Here is a 25,016-nt window from a genome sequence, read left to right on the forward strand (position 1 = left end):
CTCAGGAGAAACTAAATGAAACCAATTAATAATTATAAAAATAAAAATGTGCTGGTTTTTGGAGCTGGATTAAGTGGTACAAATGCTGCTAAGCTTTTAGTTGATTTAGGTGCAAAAGTAACACTAACAGATGCAAAACCAGTTTCTGAGATCACCAATTATGATGAGTTAGTTAAAGCTGGGGTAAATGTTGTGGCAGGTGAATCACCACTTTCATTGCTTGATGATGTTGATTTGATGGTTAAAAACCCAGGAATTAACTATGATGTTCCTTTAGTTAAAGCTGCTGAAAAGCAAAACATTCCAGTGATTGTTGAGGTTGAATTAGCTAGTGAAATTTCAGAGGCGGAATTGATTGGTGTAACAGGAAGTAACGGAAAAACAACAACAACTACCATGATTACTGAAATGCTTAAAGCTGGAAATAAAAATGGAAGTGCCTATCGTGCTGGGAATATTGGAATTTCAGCGACTAAAGTAGCAGAAAAGGCAACTTCTAATGACAAAATTGTGCTGGAATTATCTAGCTTTATGTTGTTAGGAATTACTGATTTACATCCGCATATTGCAGTGATAACTAATATTTTTGAAAACCATCTTGATTATCATAAGACACGGGAAAATTACGTTAACGCTAAAATGCAAATCACTAAAAATCAAACTGCTACTGATTATTTAGTGATGAACTTTGATCGGAAAGAATGGCGGGATTTAAGCAAACGTAGTCGAGCTCAAATTGTGCCATTTTCTGCAAAAGGAAACTACGAAGATGGGGCTTATCAAAACGATGGTAAACTATATTTTCGTGATGAATACATTATGGATGCTAATGATATTAAGGTTCCTGGAGAACATAATGTGGAAAATGCTTTAGCTGCCATTGCAGTTGCTAAATTATCTGGAGTTTCTACTAAGCAAATTGTAAAAGTTCTTAAAAATTTTGGTGGAGTTCGTCATCGAAATCAATATGTGCTTACGGCAAATGGTCGAGACTTTTACAATGACTCAAAAGCAACTGATATTGAAGCTACTCAAATGGCAATTGAAGGGTTTTCTAAGCCAATTATTTTATTAGCTGGTGGCTTGGACCGAGGGTATACTTTTGAAAAATTAGAACCTGATTTTAAAAAACATCTTGCAGGAATTGTTCTTTTTGGAGAAACTGCTCAATTATTGAAGAATAGTGCTCAGGCAGCTGGGGTACCTAAAATTAAGGTAGTTAATAACTTCGATGAGGCGGTTTCAGTTGCTTATGAAATTAGTAAACCCGGTGAAATTATTTTGCTTTCACCTGCTAATGCAAGTTGGGATCAATTTCCAAGCTTTGAAGCTCGCGGTGATCGATTTATTAAGGATGTTGAAAAATTAACTGGTGAAAAGGAGGAATAATGATGAAATTGATTGTATCTGGTGGTGGAACAGGAGGACATATCTATCCAGCTTTAGCATTAGTTGAAGCTTTAAAGTCTCAGGATAAAAATGCCGATGTTTTATATGTTGGCTCTGAACGTGGCTTAGAAAAAAATATTGTCCCAGAAAGAGGGCTCAAGTTTGATGCTCTAAAAATTCAAGGATTTAAGCGTCAATTATTTAGTTTATATAATTTTAAAACCGTCTATTTGTTTTTAGAAAGTGTTCATAAAGCAAAAAAAATTATTCAAGAGTTTCAGCCTGATGTAGTAGTTGGAACTGGAGGATACGTTTCAGGTGCTGTTGTTTATGCAGCCGCTAAAATGGGAATTCCAACTGTGATTCATGAGCAAAATAGTGTCGTTGGTTGGACCAATAAATTTCTTAGTCGTTATGTAGATAAAATTGGGATTGCTTTTGATGCAGCTAAAACACAGTTTCCAGAAAAAAAGGTGGTCTTTACAGGAAATCCTCGTGCACAGCAAGTTGCTAATGTAAAAAGTGATTTTTCTTGGTCAGAAATTGGGTTAAAAAATAATGTTCCCACTGTTTTAATTTTTGGTGGGAGTCAAGGTGCGCTAAAAATTAATAGTGCTTCGGTTGCTGCAGTTCCAGCTTTTAATACAAAAAAATATCAAGTCGTATTTGTAACGGGAAAGGGACGATTTGATAAAGTTCAGGCAGATTTAAAAGACGTTAAAATTAATGATAATGTAAAAGTTTTACCATATATTTCTAATATGCCTGCTGTTCTTCCTAAAGTATCATTAATTGTGGGAAGGGCTGGAGCCACTAGTTTAGCTGAAATTACTGCTTTAGGAATTCCATCAATTTTAATTCCTAGTCCGTATGTTACTGCAGACCATCAAACAAAAAACGCTATGAGTTTGGTTAAAAACTCGGCAGCAATTTTAGAAACTGAAGCTGATTTAAACGGGAATTCTTTAGTTAATAAAGTTGACTTATTAATGAATGATGATCAACGTCGAAAAGAAATGGCAGACAATGCGAAAGAAATGGGTGTGACTGATGCAGCTGATCAGCTTCTACAATTATGTAAGCGTGCCATTGCTTGTCATCAAAAGTAGTTAAGTAGGTGAGATTATGAAGGAAGACCAGCAGTTTTCTGATGATCCTATTGAAAATGAACATTTACAACATTATATTGAAAAAAAATCAAAAAAAAACAGTCGTTTACGAGTGGGTCGAAAGAATAAAAGAATTAAGAAAAAGCGACACCAACGTTTATTAAAAACGGCATTACCACTTTGCTTATTCTTTTTACTAATTGCATTAATTTCAGGATACTTCGCCTCACCCTTTAGTAAAGTAAAAAAAGTGATAGTTGTTCCATCGCAGCAACAAAAACAATTAAAAAACAGTTTACCAGTTAGTGTTGGCGATTCTTTAATCATGATTAAAAGTCATGAAGCAAAAATTAATGATTTAGTAAAACAGAATAACCTTAATGTGAAAAGTTTAAACATTAATTGGAAAAAACATAACGAAGCAGTTGTCAAAATTAAATTCTATGATTTTTATGGATATATTAATAAAGGAAATCAATATTATCTTGCAAATGCACGTGGTCAGATTAGTAATAAACCAAGCAAAGTGAAAGATACGACTAACGTTGTGATATTAAAGGGATTTTATAAAAGAGAGCAAGTTAAAACGTGTTTGGAGCAATATGACAAGCTTCCGGCGTTTTTAAAGGCAGATGTTAAAGAAATTAAAAATGAAGCAAGTGTTGATGATGCACAAAAAGTTAAGCTTTTTTTAAAAGATGGTAATCAAGTTATTTTAAAAAACAATGAATTGGTAAAAAAAATGGCTTATTATCCAAACATTAAAACTACTTTAAAACGCCCAAGTGTTGTTAACTTAGAATATGGGGCATACGCTACACCAATTAAGTAATGACACACTTTTTTTAAATAAATTACAGTACTATGGTAAACTTGAGCTATATAATGGATTAAAATTGCCATAGATAAATCAGGAGGTTCCAAAACTATGAATGATTCAGATATTTACATTGGTTTGGATATTGGGACTACTTCAATTAAAGCCGTAGTCGCCCAGCAAGTTGATGGGCAAGTTAGTGTAATCGGCTTTGGAAACGAAGAGTCTGCAGGGGTTAGTCGCGGTATTATTGTTGACATTGACAAAGCTGCACAATCAATAAAAAAAACAATTTCACAGGCTGAAACTAAGTCTGGTGTACAAATTAGTAGTGTAATAGTAGGCTTACCGGCGGATAAAATTTCCATTAATCATTGTTCTGGAATGATTAATCTTCCTGATAGCTCTAAAGAAATTGATAATCAAGACATTGCTGCAGTTGCCAAAGCAGCAATTGCTAATAGTATTCCACAAGAACGTGAACTAATTGACCTAGTTTCAGAAGAATTTAAAATTGATGGATTTGATCAGATTCCTGATCCTAGAGGAATGGTTGGGTCCCATCTTGAATTAGATGGTCGTATCATTACTGGTCCTAAAACAATCATACATAATGTAAGAAAAGCAGTCGGAAAAGCTGGGTTAAGTATTGATATGATGGTAGTAAGTGCTGAGGCCGAGGGACAAACCATTCTTAGTGATGCTGAGCAAGATTTTGGTACAATTTTAATTGATTTGGGTGGTGGACAGTCCACTGCAGCTGTAATTCATGATCGAGAGTTGAAGTATATTGATGTTGATCATGAAGGAGGCCAATTTATTACGCGAGATATTTCATCAGTCTTAGGAACATCTCTAAAAGAAGCCGAAAATATTAAGCAAGAATATGGATTTGCTGATGTCGAACAGGCTTCATCAGAAAATAACTTTTCAGTAGATGTGGTCGGTCGAAGCCAGCCAGAGACGGTATCTGAAAAGTTATTAGCACAAATTATTGAAGCACGGTTAGATCAAATTTTTGGTCGTTTACGTGATAAATTAGTTGATGTAAATGCATTAGAGATGCCTGGTGGAATTGTGATGACTGGTGGAGTTTCGGCATTACCAGGCATTGCCGAATTGGCTGCTAATACATTTGGCATCAACGTCAGAATTTATACCCCTAACCAAATGGGAATTCGGCATGCTTCATTTGCAAATTCGTTAGCACTCGTTGAATATGCTGGTGGAATGGATGAAATTGCAAAAGTGATTCGTTCAGCTTTTGATGATAATTTTTACTATGAAGATCCTACTTCTGAAGAACCAGAAGCTGTTGAAGAAACAAGAGTAGCACGTCAAGAAGTTTCACAGCCCCAAAAGACAGAAGAAAGTCATGAAGGCATCTTTAGCTCGCTAAAGAAATTAAAAAAAGACGATAAGAAATCAAAAAAAGCAAAGACGGGATTTGCCTTTAAAAATTTCTTTGAATAACTCGGAGGACTAAATAATGGATTACTCAATTGATCAAAACGCTAACAAAGGAGCTAATATCAAGGTAATTGGTGTTGGTGGTGGTGGTGGAAACGCCGTTAATCGAATGATTGAAGATGGTGTACAAGGAATTGAATTTATTGCCGCAAATACTGATGTGCAAGCCTTAAATGATTCAAAAGCAGAAATTAAAATTAATCTTGGGCCTAAATTAACTAAAGGTTTAGGAGCAGGATCAAATCCTGAAGTGGGAGCTAAATCAGCTGAAGAAAGCCAAGAAGACATTACAAATGCTCTTAAGGGTTCCGATATGGTATTTGTCACTGCTGGAATGGGTGGTGGTACTGGAAACGGTGCCGCTCCAATTATTGCTAAAATTGCTAAAGGAATGGGAGCATTAACGGTTGCCGTAGTTACCCGTCCCTTTACTTTTGAAGGACCAGCTCGTTCACATAATGCCAGTGAAGGGCTTGAAGCTTTGAAACAAAACGTGGATACGATGGTAGTTATCTCAAATAACCAAGTACTCGAAATGGCTGATAAAAAAACTACTTTCTTAGGAGCACTTCATGATGCAGATAATGTATTACGTCAAGGTGTCCAAGGAATTTCTGATTTAATCACTCGTCCTGGGTATGTGAACCTCGATTTTGCCGATGTAACTACGATTATGAAAGATAAAGGAACTGCTTTAATGGGGGTTGGTTCAGCAAGTGGCGAAAACCGGGCTGCTGAAGCAACTAAAAAGGCAATTAATTCGCCATTACTTGAGGTATCAATTGATGGTGCCAAACAAGTATTGTTAAATATTACTGGTGGAACTGATCTGGGAATTTTTGAAGCTCAAGATGCTGCTAATATCATTCGTGATGCGACTTCAGATGATACTAATATTATTTTTGGAACTTCAATTGATGAAAATATGGGAGACGAAATTTTGGTTTCTGTAATTGCTACAGGAATTGATGATGGTTCAGCTCCCATAGTTAATAATCCAGGGATTAGTTCTGCTACTAAAACAAACAATCAAGTAGTAGAACCAACTAAACCAGCTAATTCTACATTAAACAATTCCGAAGATAGTGATAATTTAGACCGGCGGTTTGCCAATGTCGAAAAAAAAGAGTTTGAGCCATTTAAAACTGCTGAAGATAATGATAATAATGACAACTCAAATGACGATATCCCCCCATTTAATTTTAAGTACCGTAACAATTAGTAGGGAGGTGTGAGCATGGCTAAAAATATTATAAATAGATTTTTTGGAATGCCAGAAGATTCTGAAACTAATACTAATAATGACGTTAATAGAAATGTTCAGCTTAATCCTAGAAAAGTGCTTTCTATGACAGAAAATCGCATTCCAGATAGCAAAATTAATATTATGGAACCCCGTATTTTTGCTGATGCTAAAAATATTGCAAATAAATTAATGGATGGAAGCGCGGTTTTAATCAAGTTGGATAATGTCCCTCCGGTAACGATTCGACGTATCGTTGATTTTCTTAGTGGAACTGTTTTTGCAATTGATGGTAACATTCAGCAAGTTGATGAGCATGTTTATCTTTGTGCTCCTAAGAATTTTTCAATTGATGGTGATGTAAAACAACGTTTTAATAAACATTTGGAGAATAACAATGATTACAGTAATTAATTTAATTGGAACCTTGTTATATTATGCTATCAATATTTACATTTTTTTAATTGTAATTTGGGCATTGCTATCTTGGTTTCCTGGAGCAAGTGATTCAAAATTAGGCCAATTAATTAATCGATTAGTTCAGCCATATTTGAGTTATTTTAATTTCATTCACATTGGAATGATTGGACTTGGACCAATGGTAGCAATTATTGCTTTATGGTTTATTCAATATGGCGTTGTTGGGATTACTAATTTTTTAACTAATTTGGTAGTCTAATGAAAATTAATGAAAATCTGCAACAACATTTTCGTCAAAGTGAAATTCCTTTTATGCAATCAGCAAGTGATTGGATTGAACGTGCTAATAATGAGTATCGTCCTATTTTAACGGAATTTCTTAATGGGCGTGAAATTTATTTATTACAAACATTAGTTAATCGTTATCCTAATCTAGCATTAGAAACTGATGGTGGGTATCCTGAGGCTGAAATGAAGCGAGGTTTAATCTATCCAGAGTATTTTAATCCTCAGCCAGCTGACTTTGAATTAGCAGTTCTACAAATCGATTACCCGATTAAGTTTTCGACTATTAAACATAGTCAAATTTTAGGAACTATAATGGGGTCCGGCGTTAATCGTGATGTAATTGGCGACATTATCACAGATGGTGAAAAGTGGGAAATAATTGTTGAAAAATCAATGGAAACTTACTTAGTTAATACCATTGAAAAAATTGGAAAAATAAAGGTTAAATTAGTTCCAATTTTAAATAAGCAAATTTTAAACGTAGTGGATGATTCAAAAATGATTAATTTAACGTTACCGTCGTTGAGAATGGATGTAATTATTGCAGCCGTTTTCCACACTTCACGGAACGTGGCCAAAGAATTGATTCTGCACGATAAAGTGCGTCTCAATTGGTTTACATATAATAAGCCAGATTACGATATTGCAGTTCATGATTTAATTTCGGTTCGTGGATATGGACGAATTAGACTGATTGCCAATAACGGTTTTTCCAAAAAAGATAAATACAAAATTACATTTCAAGTAGTAAAAAACAAATAGGGAGGGTTTACCATGGTATTATCAGCTGAGGATATCCATAAGAAAAAATTCAATACTAAGATGAGGGGTTATAATATCGATGAAGTTAATGACTTTCTCGATCAAGTAACTAAAGACTATCAAATTTTAAAAGATGATAATGAACGTCTTACTCAAAAATTAAAAGAAGCTTCAAGTGAGTTAACTAATTATGATAATCATAAAGATGCTTTGAACTCTTCAATTTTAGTTGCTCAAGAAGCGGCTGACAGTGTTCGAAAACAAGCAAATCGGGATGCTGAAGAGATGCTTGCTGTTGCTCAAACAAAAGCAAATGAATTAATTGAAAATGCGACCTTAGAAGCAAATGAAGCTGTTTCTAAGGGAGCCAAACAGGCAGCAGCTTTAGCAATTTCAACTGAGGATTATCGTGAGCAATTAAAGTCATTTAGACAAAAGATGATTGGCATGTTAGAAAGTCAATTAGACTTTGCTAAAGATTCTGCTTGGTCAGAATTAATTGATGGAGTTGATTATCAAAAATTAGATGCTATTAAGTTCTCGGTAGAAAGCCTTGACAAGTTAGCCGATCAAAGTGTAAAATCTGAAAGTAATCAAGCTTTACCTAAAGGAATTGAAAAAAGTAGTTATGCAATGCCAACTGTTTTAATTCTTCCTAATGGTGAAGTAAGAACTTTATATTAAAGATAGAAAGTAACTAACTAATACTTTAGCGAATTGGGAGTTGGTGGAAGCTCAATAGTCACTAGTTAGTTAAAGATCACTTTAATTATAATTAAATAGTAAACAATGAGTGAATCGCTTGCGATTCTAAATTTGGGTGGTACCACGAAGACTTCGTCCCTTGTAGACGAAGTCTTTTTGTACTTTTAAGGGGGAAAATTATGCGAATCAAAGATACTTTGAATCTTGGAAAAACTAAATTCAAAATGCGCGGAAACCTTCCTGTCAAAGAGTTAGAACGGGAAAAACTCTGGGAAGATAATCAGCTTTACCAACAACGGCAAAAATTAAATGAAGGAAAACCATCATTTGTGCTTCATGATGGTCCTCCATATGCTAATGGTGATATTCACATGGGTCATGCCATGAATAAAATTACCAAAGATTTTATTGTACGTTACAAATCAATGAATGGATTTCGAGCACCATTTGTACCCGGATGGGATACACATGGGCTTCCAATTGAACAACAACTAAAAAAAGCTGGTTATGATCGCAAGAAAATGTCAACTAACGAATTTAGAAAGTTATGTCATGATTATGCTTTAAAACAAGTTGATCGCCAACGAACTGAATTTAAACGTTTAGGTTTACAAGGTGATTGGGATAACCCATATCTTACTTTAATGCCTGAATACGAAGCTGCCGAAGTACGAGTATTTGGTAAAATGGCTGAAAAAGGCCTAATTTACAAAGGTTTGAAACCAGTTATCTGGTCATGGTCATCAGAATCTGCTTTAGCGGAAGCCGAGGTTGAATATCATGATGTTGAATCACCATCAGCATTTTATGCTGAAAAAGTGGTTGATGGTAAGGGTGTCTTAGATAATGATGATACCTATATGGTAGTTTGGACAACAACTCCTTGGACCATTCCAGCTTCAGAAGGAATTACTATTTCTCCTGATTTTGATTATGCTGTTGTGCAACACGACGATGATCCTAAAAAGTATGTGTTAGATACCGAATTGCTAGATAAAGACGCTGAAATGTTTGGTTGGAAAAACGTTAAAGTGCTTAAAACCGTTAAAGGTGCTGAACTAGAAAACGTCCTTGCTGAACATCCGTTTGATAGCAGTAAAAAGCTAGTTACTATGCTTGGGGATTTCGTTACTAATGATGCTGGTACTGGGCTTGTTCATACTGCTCCCGGTTATGGGGAAGATGATTACCTTATTGGGAAACAATATGGACTTCCAATCTTTGCCCCAGTGGATAACAAAGGTTACTTAACTAAAGAAGCGGGCCCTGATTTTGCTGGTGTTTTCTATGAAGATGCTAATCAAGTTGCTTTAGATAAACTTAAAGACCAGGGTCAATTAGTTTATTACATGCCATATAAGCACAGTTATCCATTTGATTGGAGAACTAAGAAACCAATCATTTATCGAGCTACACCACAATGGTTTGCATCAGTAACAAAGATTCGTCAAGACATTTTGGACGCCATCGATACCGTTAGCTTTAATCCATCATGGGGTAAGCAACGACTTTATAACATGATTCGTGATCGTGGTGATTGGGTAATTTCTCGTCAACGAGTTTGGGGAGTTCCGCTTCCAATTTTCTATGGTGAAGATGGCGAAGCAATTATGGATAAAGAAGTTATTGATCACGTTGCTGACTTATTTGCTAAATATGGTTCTGATGTTTGGTTTGAACGTGATGCCAAAGATTTACTTCCAGAAGGTTATACTAATGAGCATTCTCCAAATGGTAAATTTACCAAAGAAAATGACATTATGGATGTTTGGTTTGATTCTGGCTCATCACATCAAGGTGTTTTAGCAGAACGTCCTGAATTAACTTACCCAGCTGACTTATACCTTGAAGGTTCTGATCAATATCGTGGGTGGTTTAATTCTAGTTTAATTACTAGTGTTGCCTACGATGGAATTGCACCTTACAAAAATCTCTTATCGCAAGGATTTACCTTGGATGGTAAGGGTCATAAGATGAGCAAATCACTTGGAAATACGATTGCACCCGCAGAAGTTATTAAACAAATGGGTGCTGATATCATTCGACTTTGGGTTACCAGTGTAGATACCTCAGCTGATGTGCGCGTTTCGATGGGGAACTTTAAAACTGTTGGTGATTCATACAAAAAAATTCGGAACACGGTCCGTTACTTGTTAGCTAATACTAGTGACTTTGACCCAGAAAAAGATGCGGTTGCTTACGATGAGTTAACTTCAGTTGATCAATACATGTTGGTTAAATTAAATCACTTAATTGAAACCGTGAAAAAAGCTTATGATAACTATGATTTCATGGCAATTAACAAAGAAATCATGACCTTCTTAACTGCTGATTTATCAGCGTTCTACCTAGATTTTGCCAAAGACATTCTTTATGTTGATGCTGAAAATGACAAACGTCGTCGTGGGATGCAAACGGTTATGTACGAAGCATTAGTTGCTTTAACCAAGTTATTAACGCCAATTTTGCCACATACGACGGAAGAAATCTGGGGCTTCTTGCAAGAACCAGAAGAGTTTGTGCAATTAGCTGAAATGCCCGAACCAAAACATTTTGCTAATGAAAAAGAAATTATTAACGAGTGGACCAACTTTCTTAACTTCCGAAAAGATGTCTTAAAGGCCATGGAAGATGCCAGAAATGATAAAGTAATTGGTAAACCTTCAGAAGCTAAGTTAATTTTATACGTTGATGAAGCTACCAAGAGTGCTTTAGCTGATTTAAACGTTGATGTTGCCCAAATTTTGATGGTTTCCGAACTTGAAATTAAACCAATTGAAGATGCTGAAGATAATGTAACCACTTTTGGCGATAAACTTGCCATTGAAGTTCAACATGCAGATGGTAAAGTATGTGAACGTTGTCGTTTAATTAAGACAGATGTTGGTAGTGATGCAGATTATCCCGAATTTTGTGCACGATGTGCTAAAATTGTACGTGATGAGTTCCCAGATACTGCCACAACTGGCTTTGAAGAATAACTAATAAAAAATCGGGATTTTATCCCGATTTTTTTGTTTTTAAGGAGGTTTATGATGGAAGGTAAAATTAAAAGTTATGATAATTCACGTGGATTTGGTTACATTGTTGATCCAGAAGGTAATGATGTTTTTATGCATATTACTGGGATTATTTCCGGAACACCCAAGGAAATTCAAGTTGGTGATGTCGTTCAATTTGTGAAAGCAAAGGGGCAACATGGTTTTCAAGCTGCTAAAATTGAATTAGCCCGTTGATAGTTTTTAATAAATTGATTTAATGTGTGGGGGAAAATCATGGATTTAAAAGAGACTGAAATTAAAAGTGATTTAAAATATGATGGTGAAATTATCCGAGTGGAACAAGAAACGGTGCGTTTAGCCAATGGTGAAATTGCTCATCGGGATGTAGTTCACCATGCTGAAGCAGTTGCCATGCTAGTGATTACGGATAACAATAAAATTATTTTGGAAAAGCAATGGCGTGAACCAGCTAAAGCTGTTTTACTTGAAATTCCAGCAGGAAAGTTAGACGAACGAGATAAAGGAAATGAAATTCACGCTGTGCAACGAGAATTGAACGAAGAAATCCGTTATGATGCTAAAACGATTCGTGAGTTATATGCTTTTTATACTTCTAGTGGATTTACGGACGAATATATGTATTTATATTTAGCTACTGATTTAGTTTCGGTTAAAGAAGAACTTCCTCGGGATGATGGTGAGTTTATAGAACTAGTTGAATATACTTTACCAGAAGCTAAAAAATTAATGGATGACGGTCAGATTGTCGATGGAAAAACCATCATGGCAATCCAATACTGGGAATTAATGCAGAAGTAGGTTAATTTAATGAATGAGCAAAATGAGCAGCAACAAGAAAAATTAACAAGATCAGAACTAAAAAAACACACTAAGCAACATTTTTTTGGTGGAACTAAATTGCATCATTTTAAAGATGAATTAGACCAAGATCTTTCTGATGGAGCTAGTGTCGGAACTCGATTTGAACGTGATACTGCCGAATTTAAGCAAAAAAGACTTGGACGGCGATTGAACATTGCAATCATTATTTTAGCGTTATTATTAATTTTAGTTTTGTTGATTATGCGATTTGTAGGTTAATTAAAAGGAGTAAAATTTTGAAAACATTTGGAATTATTTGTGCCATGGATGAAGAAATCAAAGAATTGAAAGATGCTCTTGAAAATGAAGAAGAGATTATGATTGGAACCCTTCCTTTTTACAAGGGAACCATCAATGGAAAAAACGTTGTGCTAGTTAAATCTGGAATTGGAAAAGTTGAAGCAGGAATTACGGCTGCCTTATTATTAACCAACTTTAAGATTGACGTGATGATTCACTCTGGTTCAGCTGCCGGAATTGGTGATGGATTGAAAGTTGGGGATATTGTCATTGCTACTGAAACAGCTTATCACGATGTTAATTGTACGGCTGATAATCAGGCTTGGGGACAATTACCAGGCCAACCAGCCCGATTTAAGGCGGATGCTGAATGGGGCAAAAAAATTGGTGATGCCTCAACTGATAGTGGCTTAAACGTTCATTATGGGTTAATTGTGACTGGTGATCAATTTATTGCCGGAAAAGCAATGGTTGCTGAAATTAAGAAACATTTCCCTGATGTATTAGCTGGAGAAATGGAAGGGGCAGCAGTTGGTCAAGTTGCCCACCAATTTAACGTTCCTTATGTTGTGGTTCGGGCAATGTCAGATACTGGAGATGAGTCAGCTAATCAAAGTTTTTCTGAGTTTATTGTTCAAGCAGGCCATCAATCAGCCCAAATGCTTTTGAATTTATTTGCAAAGTAAAAAGAAGGTTAATTATGAGTGAAGTTTATTTAGATAATGCGGCAACAACCCCTATTTCAGATGAAGTTTTGGCTGAATTAACTGATAAATATAAAAATTTATTTGGCAATGCTTCTACCTTGTATGGAATTGGGCGTCAATCTAAAGCTGTTTTAGAAGATTGTCGGCATGTGATTGCCCAAAGTATCAATGCAGATGATGACGAAATTGTGTTTACTTCTGGTGGGAGTGAAAGTGATAATACAGCAATTATCAAAACCGCAGAAGCTCGAAAAGGATTAGGCAACCACATTATCACTACAGCCATTGAACATGAGGCCATTTTGAAACCCATGCATTATTTGGAACAACATGGCTTTCACATTACTTATTTACCAGTTGATGAAGCTGGTCAAATTTCAATGGATGATTTAAAAGCAGCTTTAGATGACGATACTATTTTAGTTTCCATTATGTCAGTTAATAACGAAGTGGGAAGTGTGATGCCAATTCACGAAATTGGTGAGTTACTAAAAGATCATCAAGCTTGGTTCCACACGGATGCAGTGCAAGCTTATGGATTGATGGATATTGATGTAAAGCGCGATCACATTGATTTGCTATCAACTTCAGCACATAAAATTAATGGTCCTAAAATGCTGGGATTTTTGTATCGCAAAGATGGGTTAAAATTCACAAGTTTTGTTCTAGGAGGCGATCAAGAAGAAAAGCGCCGAGCTGGAACCGAAAATGTACCGGGAATTGCAGGATTTGCGGCGGCCGTTAAGAATTTAACGCCAACGGAAAAAGCTACACGAGAAGCACGTTTTCGTGGTTTTAAACAACAAATTGTCTCGGGCTTGAAAGCTCATAAGATTGATTTTGCTGTGAATGGAAGTTTAGATGATCATAGTTCTCCCCATGTTTTAAATTTATGGATTAAGGGAATTTCGACTTACGTCATGCAAAATAACCTTGATTTGGATGGTTATGCAATTTCTGGCGGATCAGCTTGTACCGCTGGTAACTTGGAACCTTCGCATGTTTTAATTGCGATGTATGGGAAGAATGATCCGAGAATCAGTGAATCAATTCGGATTAGTTTTGGCAGATATACCACTGAAGCGGATGTGAATGGCTTTATTGAAACCACTGCTAAAATTGTAGAACGTTTAAACAAAAGAAGGGCAAGATAATGGCATTTACTGAAGTAGTTCAATTAAAAGGTGATTATCACCAGTATCGACTTAGTTCTGAATTGAAACTATTTACCTTAAGTGATTTAGGCTTTATGAAAACCCGGAACGGAAACTTTGAATTAAAACGGTCGTTAGATCCTAATTCACCATATTTAAAAAAAGCTATTAAATTAAAAATCATGATTAATCAAGATTTAAAAACTTTTAAAATGGCTGTGGTAGATGGTTCAGAATTAAAAGATGTTGATATTTTTTCAACTGATAAATACAAAGACGAAAAAGATCAATTTGATTTTTTGATGAATAATTTAATCTTGCGGAAAGTGTTTGTGAAAAAATGAGTTGTTATTTACAATGCTGGCAATTAAAAACTGGTAAATATAATTACTTGCAAGCCGGGTGTTCTATATCGTATGATAAATAATACTGGAATTACGACCTTCAAATCGTAGATTTCTGAATCTAAAAGAATGATGGTGATGTTATGAAAGATAACAGTAAGACGCGCGTTGTTGTTGGAATGAGCGGAGGAGTTGACTCTTCGGTTGCTGCTTATTTGCTCAAAAAGCAAGGATACGATGTAATTGGAGTCTTTATGAAGAACTGGGATGACACTGATGATAATGGTGTTTGTACCGCTACTGAAGATTTTAAAGATGTTGCACATGTCGCAAATCAGATTGGAATTCCATACTATTCGGTTAATTTTGAAAAAGAATATTATGATCGAGTTTTTACGTATTTCCTTGATGAATATCGTCGTGGGAGAACCCCGAACCCCGATGTGTTATGTAATACCGAAGTTAAATATAAAGCTTTTTTGGACTATGCTATGGACTTAGGCGCAGATTACATTGCGATGGGACACTATGCCCAATTAAAACGAGACGAAAATGGAAAAAATCATTTGTTACGCTCAACTGATTTAAACAAAGATCAAACCTATTTTTTGAGTCAATTATCAGCTGAGCAACTTGATCGAGTTATGTTTCCAATTGGTGGAATGACTAAACCAGAAGTCCGAGAAATTGCCCATGATGCTAATCTTTACGTTGCTGACAAAAAAGATTCAATGGGAGTTTGTTTCATTGGACCAAACAACTTTAATCAATTTCTTAGCAATTATATTCCAGCTAAGTCAGGAAAAATGATGACCATGGATGGAGTAGTGAAAGGCGAACACGTTGGTTTAATGTACTATACGATTGGACAGCGAAAGGGCCTTGGAATTGGTGGAGATGGTCAAGATAATCGTCCGTGGTTCGTGATTGGAAAGGATCTTTCTAAAAACATCCTCTACGTTGGTAAAGGTTACGAAAATTCTTATCTCTATGCTGATTATTTAACTGCTTCTGATGTTTCTTGGGTCGATGGTAACGATCGCGGCAGTGATTTTCGTTGTACCGCTAAGTTCCGTTACCGACAAACTGATGTTCCAGTTACGGTTCATTTATCAGATGATGGAAAACAAGTAAAAGTTGAATTCGATGATCCTGCTCGAGCAGTAACACCAGGACAGGCTGTAGTCTTTTATGACGGTGACGAATGTCTTGGTTATGCGACCATTGATGCTGCTTTTAAAGATCAAAAGGAATTACAATATGTATAATTAAAAGCCCGACTTAATCGTCGAGCTTTTTTGATTATCGATGAATAAACTGGCATAATAGCATTAGATTAATATTTAGGATGGAAGTCATGAAATTATACTTTGTTAGACACGGAAAAACTGAATGGAACCTTGAAAGTCGTTACCAGGGAGCTGGAGGAGATTCGCCTTTATTGCCACAAAGTTATACTGAAATGGCTTTAGTTGGAAAATATCTTAGCGCAGTTAAATTTAAGCACATCTATGCTAGCCCAATTAAACGGACAAGAATTACGGCAGAACACATTAAAGCAGAACTAAATCAAACAGTTCCTTTGTCTTTAGATAGTCGGTTAGAGGAATTTAAACTTGGCAAGATGGAAGGAATGAAATTTTCGGAAGCCAAGAAACAATTTCCAGAAACTTTTGATAACTTTAGAAATCATCCTGATCTTTATGATCCTAGTGAAATTGGAGGCGAAACCTTCCGTGCTTTAATTAAGCGAATGAAAAGTAAGGTAATGGAAGTAACAGAAAATTTTAGTGATGATGATAATATTTTATTTGTTAGTCATGGAGCGGCTTTAAATGCTTTAATTAATGATTTGCTAGGTGTCCCACTAAAGGATTTGCGAAAGCGTGGAGGCTTAGCGAATACTAGTACCACTATTATTGAGACCCATGATGCGGGAAAAACTTTTATGATGAAACAATGGAATGAAACTGGTTATTTAAACCATCAACTAGATAAATCAGATTTAGTTTAAGAGGCTAATTATGAATAATGATGAAAAACAAAAACAAGCAGAAGCTACCCTTCACAAATTAGTTAAAGATATTGATGATCATCCTCATGATTATCGTACATACTATGATTTGAGTGCTTTTTTAATTCAATTAAAAAGCTATACTCAAGCTGAAGAGCTATTAATGAAGGCCTTAGGTTTATTTGCGGAACAAAGCAAAAAAGCTAAAAATATCCTAACCTATGGACTAGGAAATGTTTATTATGCTGCTGGTGAATTTGAAAAAGCCATTCAACAATTTCAACAAGTGACAAACAAGAATTTGCAGTCAGATGCGTATGTTATGTTAGCACAAAGTTATATGGGGCAAAAGAATTACAAAAAAGCACTAGCATTTCTTTTAACTGCTCAATCTACAGCCAAGCAAGATCCATCAATTAATTTATTGATTGGACAATGTCTAATTGCTTTAGGCGATTTTAAACAAGCCAAGGGTTATTATGATTTAGTTTTACAAAGTGAGCCACATAATGGTGAAGCTAATTTTAACCAAGGATTAATTGCGATGGTTTTAGGTGAACCATTTGAAGCATATTTTAAAGCAGCAGAAAAATATGACAAACCATACTTTGACAAAGAACAAGGAAAACTACGTGATATTGAAAAATTCATTCAAATTCGAAAAGAAAAACAAGATAAATAGGAGCTTAAATTGCCAACATCAATGAATCTCTTTGACGAATCCCCATTGAATAATAATCAGACAGAGCAACCATTTGTGGTGGGAAAGGTTATCACTACCTTTTTTGAAGGATCTGATAGTTTTTATAAGGTTTTACTGGTAAAGGTCGAAGAAAATAATACGGACTGGAATGAAGACGAAATTGTGGTTACGGGGAACTTTGCCGATATTGCTGAAGAAACTAGTTACCGGTTTGTTGGAAAGCTAGTTAATCATCCCCGTTATGGAAAGCAATTTCAAACTGACAATTACGAGCGGGCTAATCAAACTTCTCCAGAAGGATTAGTTAAATACTTAGCCAGTAATGATTTTCCAGGAATTGGAAATAAAACTGCTCAAAAAGTAGTTGACGTTTTAGGGACTAACTTAATTGAAAAAATCCTTTCTAATCCTAACAGTATAAAAAAAGTTGGGCTAACAACTAAACAAAATCAAGTTATTATTGACGGGTTACGTAATAATAATGGCGCAGAACAAGTTATTGTTGGATTAAATAGTTATGGATTTGGAAGTTCTTTAGCTGCAGCAGTTTTTAAACGTTATCGAGAAAAATCTCTCGAAGTAATTCAAAACAATCCTTATCAATTAGTTGAGGATATTAAAAATATAAGTTTTAAACGTGCTGACCAAATTGCTAATAAAGTTGGAGTTGAATATAATTCGGCTGGACGGTTACGTGCCGGATTATTGACTACTTTAACTCAACTTTCCATTCGAAATGGGAACACCTATTCTAATTCAAAAGAATTAATTAATGCTAGTTTTGAAATTTTAGATACTGATCCCCATCAACAAATTGATAATCAAAAATTAGCGCAAGAATTAAAAAATTTAGTTAAGGATCATAAAATTGAAGTTGATAATGAAAATATTTATCTAAAAAATTTATATGATGATGAATGGAAAATTGCAGAAAATGCAAAACGAATTATGGAAGGGGCTAAAACCTCTGAAAAAGATTATTCGCAAACCATTCATGAAATTGAAAGTGAAACCAAAATTAAATATGATAATTCGCAAATGGAAGCAATTAACGCAGCTTTAAAAAATCAGATTTTCATCTTAACGGGGGGACCAGGGACAGGTAAAACCACGATTATTAATGGAATTGTTAAAGCATTTGCTAAAATAAACAAGCTTTCACTAAACATTAATAAAGCAAAGCAAGATTCATTTCCGGTTTTGTTAGCTGCCCCCACTGGCCGAGCGGCTAAAAAAATGAGTGAATCAACTGGAATTCCAGCTTCCACGATTCATCGATTATTGGGACTAAATGGGAATGATGATGAAGAATTTGGGAATGATATCGATGGTCAACTGCTAATTATTGATGAAATGTCAATGGTTGATACAGAACTATTTAATAAATTAATGAAATCGATTTCAACTGGAATGAAATTGATTTTAGTTGGTGATAAGGACCAGCTCCCTTCCGTTGGCCCGGGACAAGTTTTTTATGACCTAATTCGTTCTGGAATAATTCCTAAAATTGAGTTAAACCAAATTCATCGTCAAGGTGATGGATCAACCATTATTGAATTAGCTCATGAAATTAAAGGTGGGGTGGTTCCCGCGAATTTATTAGCTAAAGAAGCTGATCGAAGTTTTATTCAGTGTAGTGCTAGCCAGGTCGTAAAAGTTATTGATCAAATTGTTGCTAAGGCGAAACAACGAGATTTTAATGCTACTGACGTACAAGTACTAGCTCCTATGTATCGTGGTGAAGCTGGAATTAATCGTTTAAATAATGATGTTCAAATGATTATGAATCCCCCAAATGGGGAAAATCAAAAGGAAGTTGAATATCAGAACATTAAATATCGGATTGGTGATAAAGTGCTGCAATTGGTAAATGCCCCTGAAGACAACGTTTTTAATGGTGATATCGGTAAAGTGGTTGGAATTGAAATTAATAAAAGTAAAAAGAAGTATCTCGATAAATTAATAGTGGCATTCGATCAAACTGAAGTTTCTTATACTCGCAAGGATTGGAATCAATTGACTTTAGCTTACTGTACTTCAATTCATAAAGCACAAGGGAGCGAATTTAAAATGGTGATTTTACCAATTATTCCCCAATATCATCGAATGCTGGAACGTAATCTTTTGTACACGGCAGTGACGCGTGCTTCTCAAAAATTAATTATGGTTGGAGATCCTAATTCATTTGCAGCATCAATTGCACATGTTTCAAGTAACCGAAAAACATCTTTGTGTGAAAGATTAGAACAAGTTTTTAATCAAAAAAACGAACATGAAGTAGCAGAAACCAATTCAGCAAAGCAATTATCAGTTTCTAAAGCTGAGCAAGACCAAAGACAATCAGATTTGACAAATCATATTTTGACTGAGAATGCCATTTTGACAAATCAAATTGATCCAATGATTGGAATGGATGGAATTAAACCAAATGATTTTTTGGATGAAATGTCAGAGTAAATTGATTATAATAAGATTAGTAAAGAACTTACCAGTGAGAGGAATTTAAATTGTCTAATAATACAAAACACAAACCAATTATTTTTGCATTAAATTCGAATAAGCCTTTGGCAGAAAAAATTTCGGCTGCTAGTGGAATGCCATTAGGAAAATCAACCATTAATCAATTTAGTGATGGTGAAATTAAAATCTCAATTGATGAAAGTATCAGAGGAGATGATGTTTACATTATTCAATCTATCACTAATCCTACTAATGATAATTTAATGGAATTATTAATTATGATTGATGCCGTTCGTCGAACCAGTTCTCATTCAATTAACGTGGTAATTCCTTACTATGGATATTCAAGATCAACTAAAAAAACTGAGGCAAGAGCTCCAATTACCGCTAAATTAATTGCTTCATTTTTACAAAGTAGTGCGGCTGATCGAGTAATTGCTTTAGATTTACATGCTGCCCAAATTCAAGGATTTTTTGATATTCCACTTGATCATTTACGCACAGATCGGTTGATGAGTGAATATTTGCATGAACAGCATCTAGATGAAAATACAGTCGTCGTTGCTCCCGATCATAATGGGGTAGCGCGAGCTCGAAACATTGCTGATCGGTTAGATTTACCCTTAGCGATTGTTGATAATCGTGATCCAGAATCAAAAACATATGTTCCAAAGGAAATTATTGGAGACGTAAAGGGTAAAAATGCTATCATCATTGACGATATGATTGTGACTGGTCGAAAGATGAAAGTTTCAGCAGATGTTTTAAAGGCAGCTGGTGCAGAAAAAGTATATGCAGCAGTTACGCACCCTGTCTTTTCTGACTCAGCTTTAGTTAACTTGAGTGATGATAATCTTGCCCGAGTAATTGTGACAGATTCAATTGTAATTCCAGATGAATTCAAATTAGATAAGTTGACGGTTTTATCGGTTGGAGAGTTAATTGGGGAAGCACTTAAATTAATTCAAGAAGATAAATCTACACATGTTTTATTTTAATGGAGGAGAAAAATGGTCTTTAAAGCAAGTGATACTCGTTACGATAATATGAAAGTAAGAAGAGCTGGTAATAGTGGCTTGCAACTACCAGCACTTTCTTTTGGAACTTGGCACAGTTTTGGTGATGATGCTAATTTTAAAGATAGTCAAAAGATTATGTTGGCAGCTTTTGATCGTGGAATCTTTAGCTTTGATTTAGCTAATAATTATGGTCCTGGATCTGGTGCTGCTGAAAGAATGTTTGGCCAAGTTTATCGACAAGATTTAAAACCTTATCGTGATGAATTAATTATCACGACAAAGGCAGGTTTTCATATGTGGCCTGGAGTTTATGGTAATTTTTCTTCTAAAAAGACTTTAACTGCAGCCCTTGATCAAAGCTTGGAACGAATGGGCTTAGATTATGTTGATATTTATTATTCACATCGTTTTGATCCTAATACTCGTTTAGAAGAAACGGCAGAGGCTTTAGATTTATTGGTTCGTCAAGGAAAAGCGATTTATATTGGAATCTCAAACTACGATGGTCCTCAAACTGAAAAGATGATTAAACTTTTCAAAGAATTACATACACCATTTGTTGTTAATCAAAGTTCATATAACATGTTAAATAGAGAACCAGATAATAATGGAACTTTAAAAGCGCTTGCTGACAACCATGATGGTTTTGTAGCCTATGGTCCTTTAGCAGAGGGATTACTAACTAGTAAATATTTAGATGGAATTCCAGAGGATATTCACCTTCATTGGACAAATAATTTTATTTTGGAAAATGGTCAAGAAAAGGCAGTTGCTAAATTAAACAAACTTAATGATCTTGCTAAAAATCGTAATCAAACCTTAGCGCAAATGTCATTAGCTTGGTTATTAAGTGATCCAACTGTAGTTAGTGTTGTAACTGGGGCTTCAAAAGTTAATCATTTAGATGATAACTTAAAGGCTTTGGATAATTTAGACTTTACTACGGACGAACTTGAAGAAATTGATAGAATTGTTAAAGAAAAATAAAAATCATTTTAGTTTTGGACGCTAACAATCTTTACTGAGCGAAGATTGTTAGTGTTTTTTTATACAATAAAAAAACGACTGAATTTTGAATAAATTCAGTCGTTTAAGGTAATAATTATTTATTATTGTTCATAATTAGCATTGGTAAAACTAGGGGACGTCTTTCCGTTTTTTCAAACAAAAAGTTTGAAAGTTCGTTCACAATTGCTTTTTTAATAGATTTTTCATCAGCATTTTTGCTATCCATAGCTCGTCTAATCGTTTTGAAAACTAATTTACGACCTTGATCTAGTAATTCACCAGATTCACGCATGTAAACAAATCCCCTTGAAAGAAGATCAGGTCCGGATTGAATTTCTTTATCCTTAAGATTAATGGTAGCAACAACGACAACTAAACCTTCTTCCGATAGTAGTTGACGATCTTTGATGACATTTTTGTTAACACTATCAACTCCATTACCATCAATAAAAACATCACCAGCTGCGAAACTACCAGCTAAGCGAGCAGAGTCTTTAGTGAGAGCAAGAACATCACCATTTTTTAGAATAAAACAATGGTCAGCCGGAATTCCACATTGTTCCGCAAGACCAATGTGAATTTTTTGCATACGATATTCACCGTGGATTGGAACGAAAAATTTAGGCTTCATTAAACGAATCATAAGTTTTTCTTCTTCTTGACCACCATGACCAGAAGTATGAATTTTATTTTCATATCCTTTAATCACACGGGCACCAGCTTCTTCAAGTTCGTTCAATACTCGGTTAACGCTTAAAACATTTCCTGGAATTGGGTTACTTGAAAGAACAACGGTGTCACCAGGTTCAATTGAAATCTGACGATGAGTCCCATTTGCAATTCTTGAAAGGGCAGCCATTTGTTCACCTTGAGAACCAGTACATAAAATCATAACCTTATCAGCAGGCAATGACTTTAGTTCTGATGCATCAACAAATGCACTATCAGGAACTTTAATGTATCCCAAAGCACGTCCATTAACGACTGCTGCTTCCATACTCCGACCAAATACGGCAATTTTACGACCATTTTTGTAGGCTGCATCAATGGCAGTCATAACTCTAGAAAGGTTTGAAGCAAAGGTAGCAAAGATAATTCGTCCGTGAACTCTTAAGAAAATTTTTCTTACAGAGTCACTAACATATCGTTCTGATTTAGTCCAAACTGGCTTTTCGGCGTTAGTACTATCAGCCATAAGGCATAGAACCCCTTCTTCACCTAATTTTGCCATGGCTTGTAAATCTGGTGGAGTATTGGTAACTGGAGTTAAATCAAATTTATAGTCTCCTGTTTCAACAATTACTCCATCCGGAGTATGAACAGCAACTCCAAGCGCGTCTGGGATGGAGTGAGTAGTTCTAAAGAAAGAAACACTAGTTTTTTTAAATTTAAGTACTGTATTTTCATTAATTTCATGAAGCTCTGTAGAATTGAGCATACCATGTTCTTCTAGCTTACCTTTAATCATGGTTAGTGCTAAAGGACCTGCATAGACTGGGACATTGATGGCTTGTAAAATGAAAGGGATCCCACCGATATGATCTTCATGACCATGGGTAATAACGAGGGCTTTAATTTTACTTTGATTTTCCACTAAGAATTGATAATCAGGAATTACATAATCAATTCCTAACTGACCATCTTCAGGGAACTTAATTCCAGCATCAATTAAGACGATTTCATCTTGAAATTGAACACCATAAGTATTTTTACCAATTTCACCAAGTCCACCAACGCCGTAGATAGCAGTTTCATTATTTTTGACGTTTAGTTTATTCATTTTTATTTAAACTCCGTAATTTTGAAATCTGGTTCTTTTTGTTCGAACTCTAAGTGTTTACCTTCAAGAGGCTGAATAAATTCAACTGTGTAGGTTGTGTTATCCTGAATTAAATCTCTAACTTCAGCTTCGGTTTTGGCATTTAAGTAAAGCGATTTAGTTGATTCTCGCTTGGGATTTTCTTGGGGGTTAGGTTGATATAAAACTTTGTAGATCATGATAATTACTCCTTTTGATTTCTTTTTAAATTGTCGATCTTAATGTCGAATAATTCGACTACTATGTTGATTTTACCATAATCTAAAATTTAAGTATATAATACAGAGTTTCGACGCTGGCTAGGTTATCATGATAAGATTGAGTTGAATCATGAATTAATAAAATGAGGTATAAAAATGATTTTTGAAATAATAATTGGAATCATCGTAGCATTACTGATTTATCTGGTTTTACATCATTTTTTTGTAATTAAACCAGAAAATAATTATCAAGCAATTAATAAAAACCATGTTGATGCCGACGTTTTTAAAATGATTAATGAAATTAATGAACAAAAGCCAAAGCTTATTTGGTTTCATTTTATCTCTTCAACTGTACTCACAAATGTTTGGGGGAGAGGTGTAATGGTTTACGAATATAAGTATCAAATTCAAAGTGACTTAGAATTACTGAAAATCAGATTTATTTTAGAAGGTTCATTAGCAAAACAAACGCATACAATTAACCAAATTACGCATAAATTGATTATTACTGATTGCTGGTTAAATGATAATCTATTAACTTTTGATGTTGCCGATGAGCAAAATGATGCTACAGAAGAATATGTGAAAGATATAAAAAAAATTGATCAAAAATAAAAGACCTACAAGTGGCAGGTCTTAATTTTTAAATTAATCAATGAAAATTTCGTCCATAGAACGACTAAATGGATTATCCTTATCAATATGATCATAGAATAAGGTTCCATGAAGATGATCAATTTCATGCTGCGCAATGATAGCAGGATAATGTTTTAAGCGAACTGTATGTTCCTTACCATCCAAATCTTGATATTTAACCGTAACCCGATCAGAACGAGGGACATACCCCTCAATGTCTCGGTCAACAGATAAGCAACCTTCACCAACGGTCAAAGCTGCCTGTTGCACAGAATTTGAAACAATCACAGGATTAACCATGATGGCTGTAAATGGTGATTTTTCATCATCACCTTCAGGCGGGGTTAGGACTGCTGCCATTAGTTTTGAAACGCCAACCTGAGGAGCAGCTAAGCCAACTCCAGCCCGCAAATGGTACTTTTTACACAATTCAGGATCTTGACTAATTTCAAGGTATTTCATCATTTTTTCACCGAGTTCACGATCTTCGTCGCTAAGGGGAAATTGAACTTTTTTGGTTTGTTTTCTTAAAACTGGATTTCCATCTCTAGTTATGTCTTTCATTAAATACAAAAGATTACCTCCATTCGTTTCATAAGTTTACGATATCAATTATATGAGA

26 protein-coding genes are annotated in these 25,016 nt (G+C 35.0%); 23 read left to right on the plus strand and 3 right to left on the minus strand.

Translation table 11 applies throughout. The annotated features are described in order from the left end of the window. The first annotated feature begins 15 nt into the window (after positions 1-15). From murD to AC0GLY_RS02200, 22 genes are all read left to right on the plus strand, one after another. Positions 16-1,389: a UDP-N-acetylmuramoyl-L-alanine--D-glutamate ligase gene (gene murD / locus AC0GLY_RS02095; RefSeq protein WP_496611891.1), complete on the plus strand. Its 1,374-nt coding sequence runs from the start codon at positions 16-18 to the stop codon at positions 1,387-1,389. Positions 1,390-1,391: 2 nt separating this feature from the next. After that, entirely contained in the window at positions 1,392-2,498 is a 1,107-nt protein-coding gene (gene murG, locus AC0GLY_RS02100) for an undecaprenyldiphospho-muramoylpentapeptide beta-N-acetylglucosaminyltransferase (RefSeq protein ID WP_496612230.1), read from the plus strand. Positions 2,499-2,514: 16 nt separating this feature from the next. Continuing rightward, positions 2,515-3,330 carry a cell division protein FtsQ/DivIB gene (locus tag AC0GLY_RS02105; protein WP_496611892.1) on the plus strand — a complete coding sequence of 272 codons (816 nt, stop codon included), beginning with the start codon at positions 2,515-2,517 and terminating at the stop codon, positions 3,328-3,330. 96 nt (positions 3,331-3,426) lie between these two features. Then, on the plus strand, positions 3,427-4,788 hold the full coding sequence (ftsA, locus tag AC0GLY_RS02110; protein WP_496611893.1) for a cell division protein FtsA: 1,362 nt from the start codon (positions 3,427-3,429) through the stop codon (positions 4,786-4,788). A gap of 16 nt (positions 4,789-4,804) precedes the next feature. Then, positions 4,805-6,007: a cell division protein FtsZ gene (gene ftsZ / locus AC0GLY_RS02115; protein ID WP_496611894.1), complete on the plus strand. Its 1,203-nt coding sequence runs from the start codon at positions 4,805-4,807 to the stop codon at positions 6,005-6,007. Between the two features lie 15 nt (positions 6,008-6,022). After that, positions 6,023-6,442 carry a cell division protein SepF gene (locus tag AC0GLY_RS02120; RefSeq protein ID WP_496611895.1) on the plus strand — a complete coding sequence of 140 codons (420 nt, stop codon included), beginning with the start codon at positions 6,023-6,025 and terminating at the stop codon, positions 6,440-6,442. Beyond that, positions 6,426-6,707 (plus strand): YggT family protein, encoded by a 282-nt coding sequence (locus tag AC0GLY_RS02125; RefSeq protein ID WP_496611896.1) that lies wholly within the window; start codon positions 6,426-6,428, stop codon positions 6,705-6,707. The genes AC0GLY_RS02120 and AC0GLY_RS02125 overlap by 17 nt, the downstream gene beginning before the upstream one ends. Further along, complete coding sequence (locus AC0GLY_RS02130) at positions 6,707-7,498, plus strand: YlmH family RNA-binding protein (RefSeq protein ID WP_496611897.1); 792 nt, start codon at positions 6,707-6,709, stop codon at positions 7,496-7,498. The genes AC0GLY_RS02125 and AC0GLY_RS02130 overlap by 1 nt, the downstream gene beginning before the upstream one ends. Positions 7,499-7,510: 12 nt before the next feature. Then, positions 7,511-8,182: a DivIVA domain-containing protein gene (locus tag AC0GLY_RS02135; RefSeq protein WP_496611898.1), complete on the plus strand. Its 672-nt coding sequence runs from the start codon at positions 7,511-7,513 to the stop codon at positions 8,180-8,182. Positions 8,183-8,382: 200 nt separating this feature from the next. Then, positions 8,383-11,184, plus strand: coding sequence for an isoleucine--tRNA ligase (ileS, locus tag AC0GLY_RS02140; RefSeq protein ID WP_496611899.1), 2,802 nt, complete (start codon positions 8,383-8,385; stop codon positions 11,182-11,184). Positions 11,185-11,235: 51 nt separating this feature from the next. Next, positions 11,236-11,439 (plus strand): cold-shock protein, encoded by a 204-nt coding sequence (locus AC0GLY_RS02145; protein ID WP_496611900.1) that lies wholly within the window; start codon positions 11,236-11,238, stop codon positions 11,437-11,439. A gap of 39 nt (positions 11,440-11,478) precedes the next feature. Continuing rightward, the gene (locus AC0GLY_RS02150) at positions 11,479-12,024 is read left to right on the plus strand and encodes an NUDIX hydrolase (protein WP_496611901.1); all 546 of its coding nucleotides are present in this window, start codon (positions 11,479-11,481) and stop codon (positions 12,022-12,024) included. 9 nt (positions 12,025-12,033) lie between these two features. After that, positions 12,034-12,306, plus strand: coding sequence for a hypothetical protein (locus tag AC0GLY_RS02155; protein ID WP_496611902.1), 273 nt, complete (start codon positions 12,034-12,036; stop codon positions 12,304-12,306). Between the two features lie 17 nt (positions 12,307-12,323). Beyond that, positions 12,324-13,013 carry a 5'-methylthioadenosine/adenosylhomocysteine nucleosidase gene (locus tag AC0GLY_RS02160; protein ID WP_496611903.1) on the plus strand — a complete coding sequence of 230 codons (690 nt, stop codon included), beginning with the start codon at positions 12,324-12,326 and terminating at the stop codon, positions 13,011-13,013. Between the two features lie 14 nt (positions 13,014-13,027). Continuing rightward, on the plus strand, positions 13,028-14,188 hold the full coding sequence (locus AC0GLY_RS02165; RefSeq protein WP_496611904.1) for a cysteine desulfurase family protein: 1,161 nt from the start codon (positions 13,028-13,030) through the stop codon (positions 14,186-14,188). Beyond that, complete coding sequence (locus AC0GLY_RS02170; RefSeq protein ID WP_496611905.1) at positions 14,188-14,532, plus strand: DUF1831 domain-containing protein; 345 nt, start codon at positions 14,188-14,190, stop codon at positions 14,530-14,532. The genes AC0GLY_RS02165 and AC0GLY_RS02170 overlap by 1 nt, the downstream gene beginning before the upstream one ends. Before the next feature lie 143 nt (positions 14,533-14,675). Beyond that, positions 14,676-15,800 carry a tRNA 2-thiouridine(34) synthase MnmA gene (gene mnmA / locus AC0GLY_RS02175; RefSeq protein WP_496611906.1) on the plus strand — a complete coding sequence of 375 codons (1,125 nt, stop codon included), beginning with the start codon at positions 14,676-14,678 and terminating at the stop codon, positions 15,798-15,800. Between the two features lie 89 nt (positions 15,801-15,889). Next, positions 15,890-16,546, plus strand: coding sequence for a histidine phosphatase family protein (locus AC0GLY_RS02180; protein WP_496611907.1), 657 nt, complete (start codon positions 15,890-15,892; stop codon positions 16,544-16,546). Positions 16,547-16,556: 10 nt separating this feature from the next. Continuing rightward, entirely contained in the window at positions 16,557-17,228 is a 672-nt protein-coding gene (locus AC0GLY_RS02185; protein WP_496611908.1) for a tetratricopeptide repeat protein, read from the plus strand. 21 nt (positions 17,229-17,249) lie between these two features. Next, complete coding sequence (recD2, locus tag AC0GLY_RS02190) at positions 17,250-19,706, plus strand: SF1B family DNA helicase RecD2 (RefSeq protein ID WP_496612231.1); 2,457 nt, start codon at positions 17,250-17,252, stop codon at positions 19,704-19,706. Positions 19,707-19,756: 50 nt separating this feature from the next. Next, entirely contained in the window at positions 19,757-20,707 is a 951-nt protein-coding gene (locus AC0GLY_RS02195; protein WP_496611909.1) for a ribose-phosphate diphosphokinase, read from the plus strand. 12 nt (positions 20,708-20,719) lie between these two features. Then, positions 20,720-21,715 (plus strand): aldo/keto reductase, encoded by a 996-nt coding sequence (locus AC0GLY_RS02200; RefSeq protein ID WP_496611910.1) that lies wholly within the window; start codon positions 20,720-20,722, stop codon positions 21,713-21,715. A 115-nt stretch (positions 21,716-21,830) separates the two neighbouring features. Here the strand turns inward: AC0GLY_RS02200 and rnjA are convergent, their stop codons facing one another. Continuing rightward, positions 21,831-23,516 (minus strand): ribonuclease J1, encoded by a 1,686-nt coding sequence (rnjA, locus tag AC0GLY_RS02205; protein WP_496611911.1) that lies wholly within the window; start codon positions 23,514-23,516, stop codon positions 21,831-21,833. Between the two features lie 2 nt (positions 23,517-23,518). Next, the gene (locus tag AC0GLY_RS02210; protein WP_496611912.1) at positions 23,519-23,734 is read right to left on the minus strand and encodes a DNA-directed RNA polymerase subunit epsilon; all 216 of its coding nucleotides are present in this window, start codon (positions 23,732-23,734) and stop codon (positions 23,519-23,521) included. A 177-nt stretch (positions 23,735-23,911) separates the two neighbouring features. Between AC0GLY_RS02210 and AC0GLY_RS02215 the strand changes: the two genes are divergently transcribed. Continuing rightward, positions 23,912-24,373, plus strand: a complete 462-nt coding sequence (locus tag AC0GLY_RS02215) for a hypothetical protein (RefSeq protein ID WP_496611913.1) — start codon at positions 23,912-23,914, stop codon at positions 24,371-24,373. A 33-nt stretch (positions 24,374-24,406) separates the two neighbouring features. Here the strand turns inward: AC0GLY_RS02215 and def are convergent, their stop codons facing one another. Then, positions 24,407-24,967, minus strand: a complete 561-nt coding sequence (gene def, locus AC0GLY_RS02220) for a peptide deformylase (protein WP_496611914.1) — start codon at positions 24,965-24,967, stop codon at positions 24,407-24,409. Between the last annotated feature and the right edge of the window lie 49 nt (positions 24,968-25,016).

The sequence above is a fragment of the Fructilactobacillus sp. YLN 2507 genome (assembly GCF_059614085.1).

Coding starts and splice junctions, on each gene's coding strand:
- AC0GLY_RS02105 (WP_496611892.1), top strand. CDS start 2,515: ATGAAGGAAGACCAGCAGTTTTCTGATGATCCTATTGAAAATGAACAT.
- AC0GLY_RS02180 (WP_496611907.1), top strand. CDS start 15,890: ATGAAATTATACTTTGTTAGACACGGAAAAACTGAATGGAACCTTGAA.
- recD2 (WP_496612231.1), top strand. CDS start 17,250: ATGAATCTCTTTGACGAATCCCCATTGAATAATAATCAGACAGAGCAA.
- AC0GLY_RS02135 (WP_496611898.1), top strand. CDS start 7,511: ATGGTATTATCAGCTGAGGATATCCATAAGAAAAAATTCAATACTAAG.
- ftsA (WP_496611893.1), top strand. CDS start 3,427: ATGAATGATTCAGATATTTACATTGGTTTGGATATTGGGACTACTTCA.
- AC0GLY_RS02200 (WP_496611910.1), top strand. CDS start 20,720: ATGGTCTTTAAAGCAAGTGATACTCGTTACGATAATATGAAAGTAAGA.
- ileS (WP_496611899.1), top strand. CDS start 8,383: ATGCGAATCAAAGATACTTTGAATCTTGGAAAAACTAAATTCAAAATG.
- AC0GLY_RS02185 (WP_496611908.1), top strand. CDS start 16,557: ATGAATAATGATGAAAAACAAAAACAAGCAGAAGCTACCCTTCACAAA.
- rnjA (WP_496611911.1), bottom strand. CDS start 23,516: ATGAATAAACTAAACGTCAAAAATAATGAAACTGCTATCTACGGCGTT.
- mnmA (WP_496611906.1), top strand. CDS start 14,676: ATGAAAGATAACAGTAAGACGCGCGTTGTTGTTGGAATGAGCGGAGGA.
- AC0GLY_RS02210 (WP_496611912.1), bottom strand. CDS start 23,734: ATGATCTACAAAGTTTTATATCAACCTAACCCCCAAGAAAATCCCAAG.
- AC0GLY_RS02150 (WP_496611901.1), top strand. CDS start 11,479: ATGGATTTAAAAGAGACTGAAATTAAAAGTGATTTAAAATATGATGGT.
- AC0GLY_RS02215 (WP_496611913.1), top strand. CDS start 23,912: ATGATTTTTGAAATAATAATTGGAATCATCGTAGCATTACTGATTTAT.
- AC0GLY_RS02170 (WP_496611905.1), top strand. CDS start 14,188: ATGGCATTTACTGAAGTAGTTCAATTAAAAGGTGATTATCACCAGTAT.
- AC0GLY_RS02155 (WP_496611902.1), top strand. CDS start 12,034: ATGAATGAGCAAAATGAGCAGCAACAAGAAAAATTAACAAGATCAGAA.
- AC0GLY_RS02130 (WP_496611897.1), top strand. CDS start 6,707: ATGAAAATTAATGAAAATCTGCAACAACATTTTCGTCAAAGTGAAATT.
- ftsZ (WP_496611894.1), top strand. CDS start 4,805: ATGGATTACTCAATTGATCAAAACGCTAACAAAGGAGCTAATATCAAG.
- murD (WP_496611891.1), top strand. CDS start 16: ATGAAACCAATTAATAATTATAAAAATAAAAATGTGCTGGTTTTTGGA.
- AC0GLY_RS02165 (WP_496611904.1), top strand. CDS start 13,028: ATGAGTGAAGTTTATTTAGATAATGCGGCAACAACCCCTATTTCAGAT.
- AC0GLY_RS02120 (WP_496611895.1), top strand. CDS start 6,023: ATGGCTAAAAATATTATAAATAGATTTTTTGGAATGCCAGAAGATTCT.
- AC0GLY_RS02125 (WP_496611896.1), top strand. CDS start 6,426: ATGATTACAGTAATTAATTTAATTGGAACCTTGTTATATTATGCTATC.
- AC0GLY_RS02145 (WP_496611900.1), top strand. CDS start 11,236: ATGATGGAAGGTAAAATTAAAAGTTATGATAATTCACGTGGATTTGGT.
- murG (WP_496612230.1), top strand. CDS start 1,392: ATGAAATTGATTGTATCTGGTGGTGGAACAGGAGGACATATCTATCCA.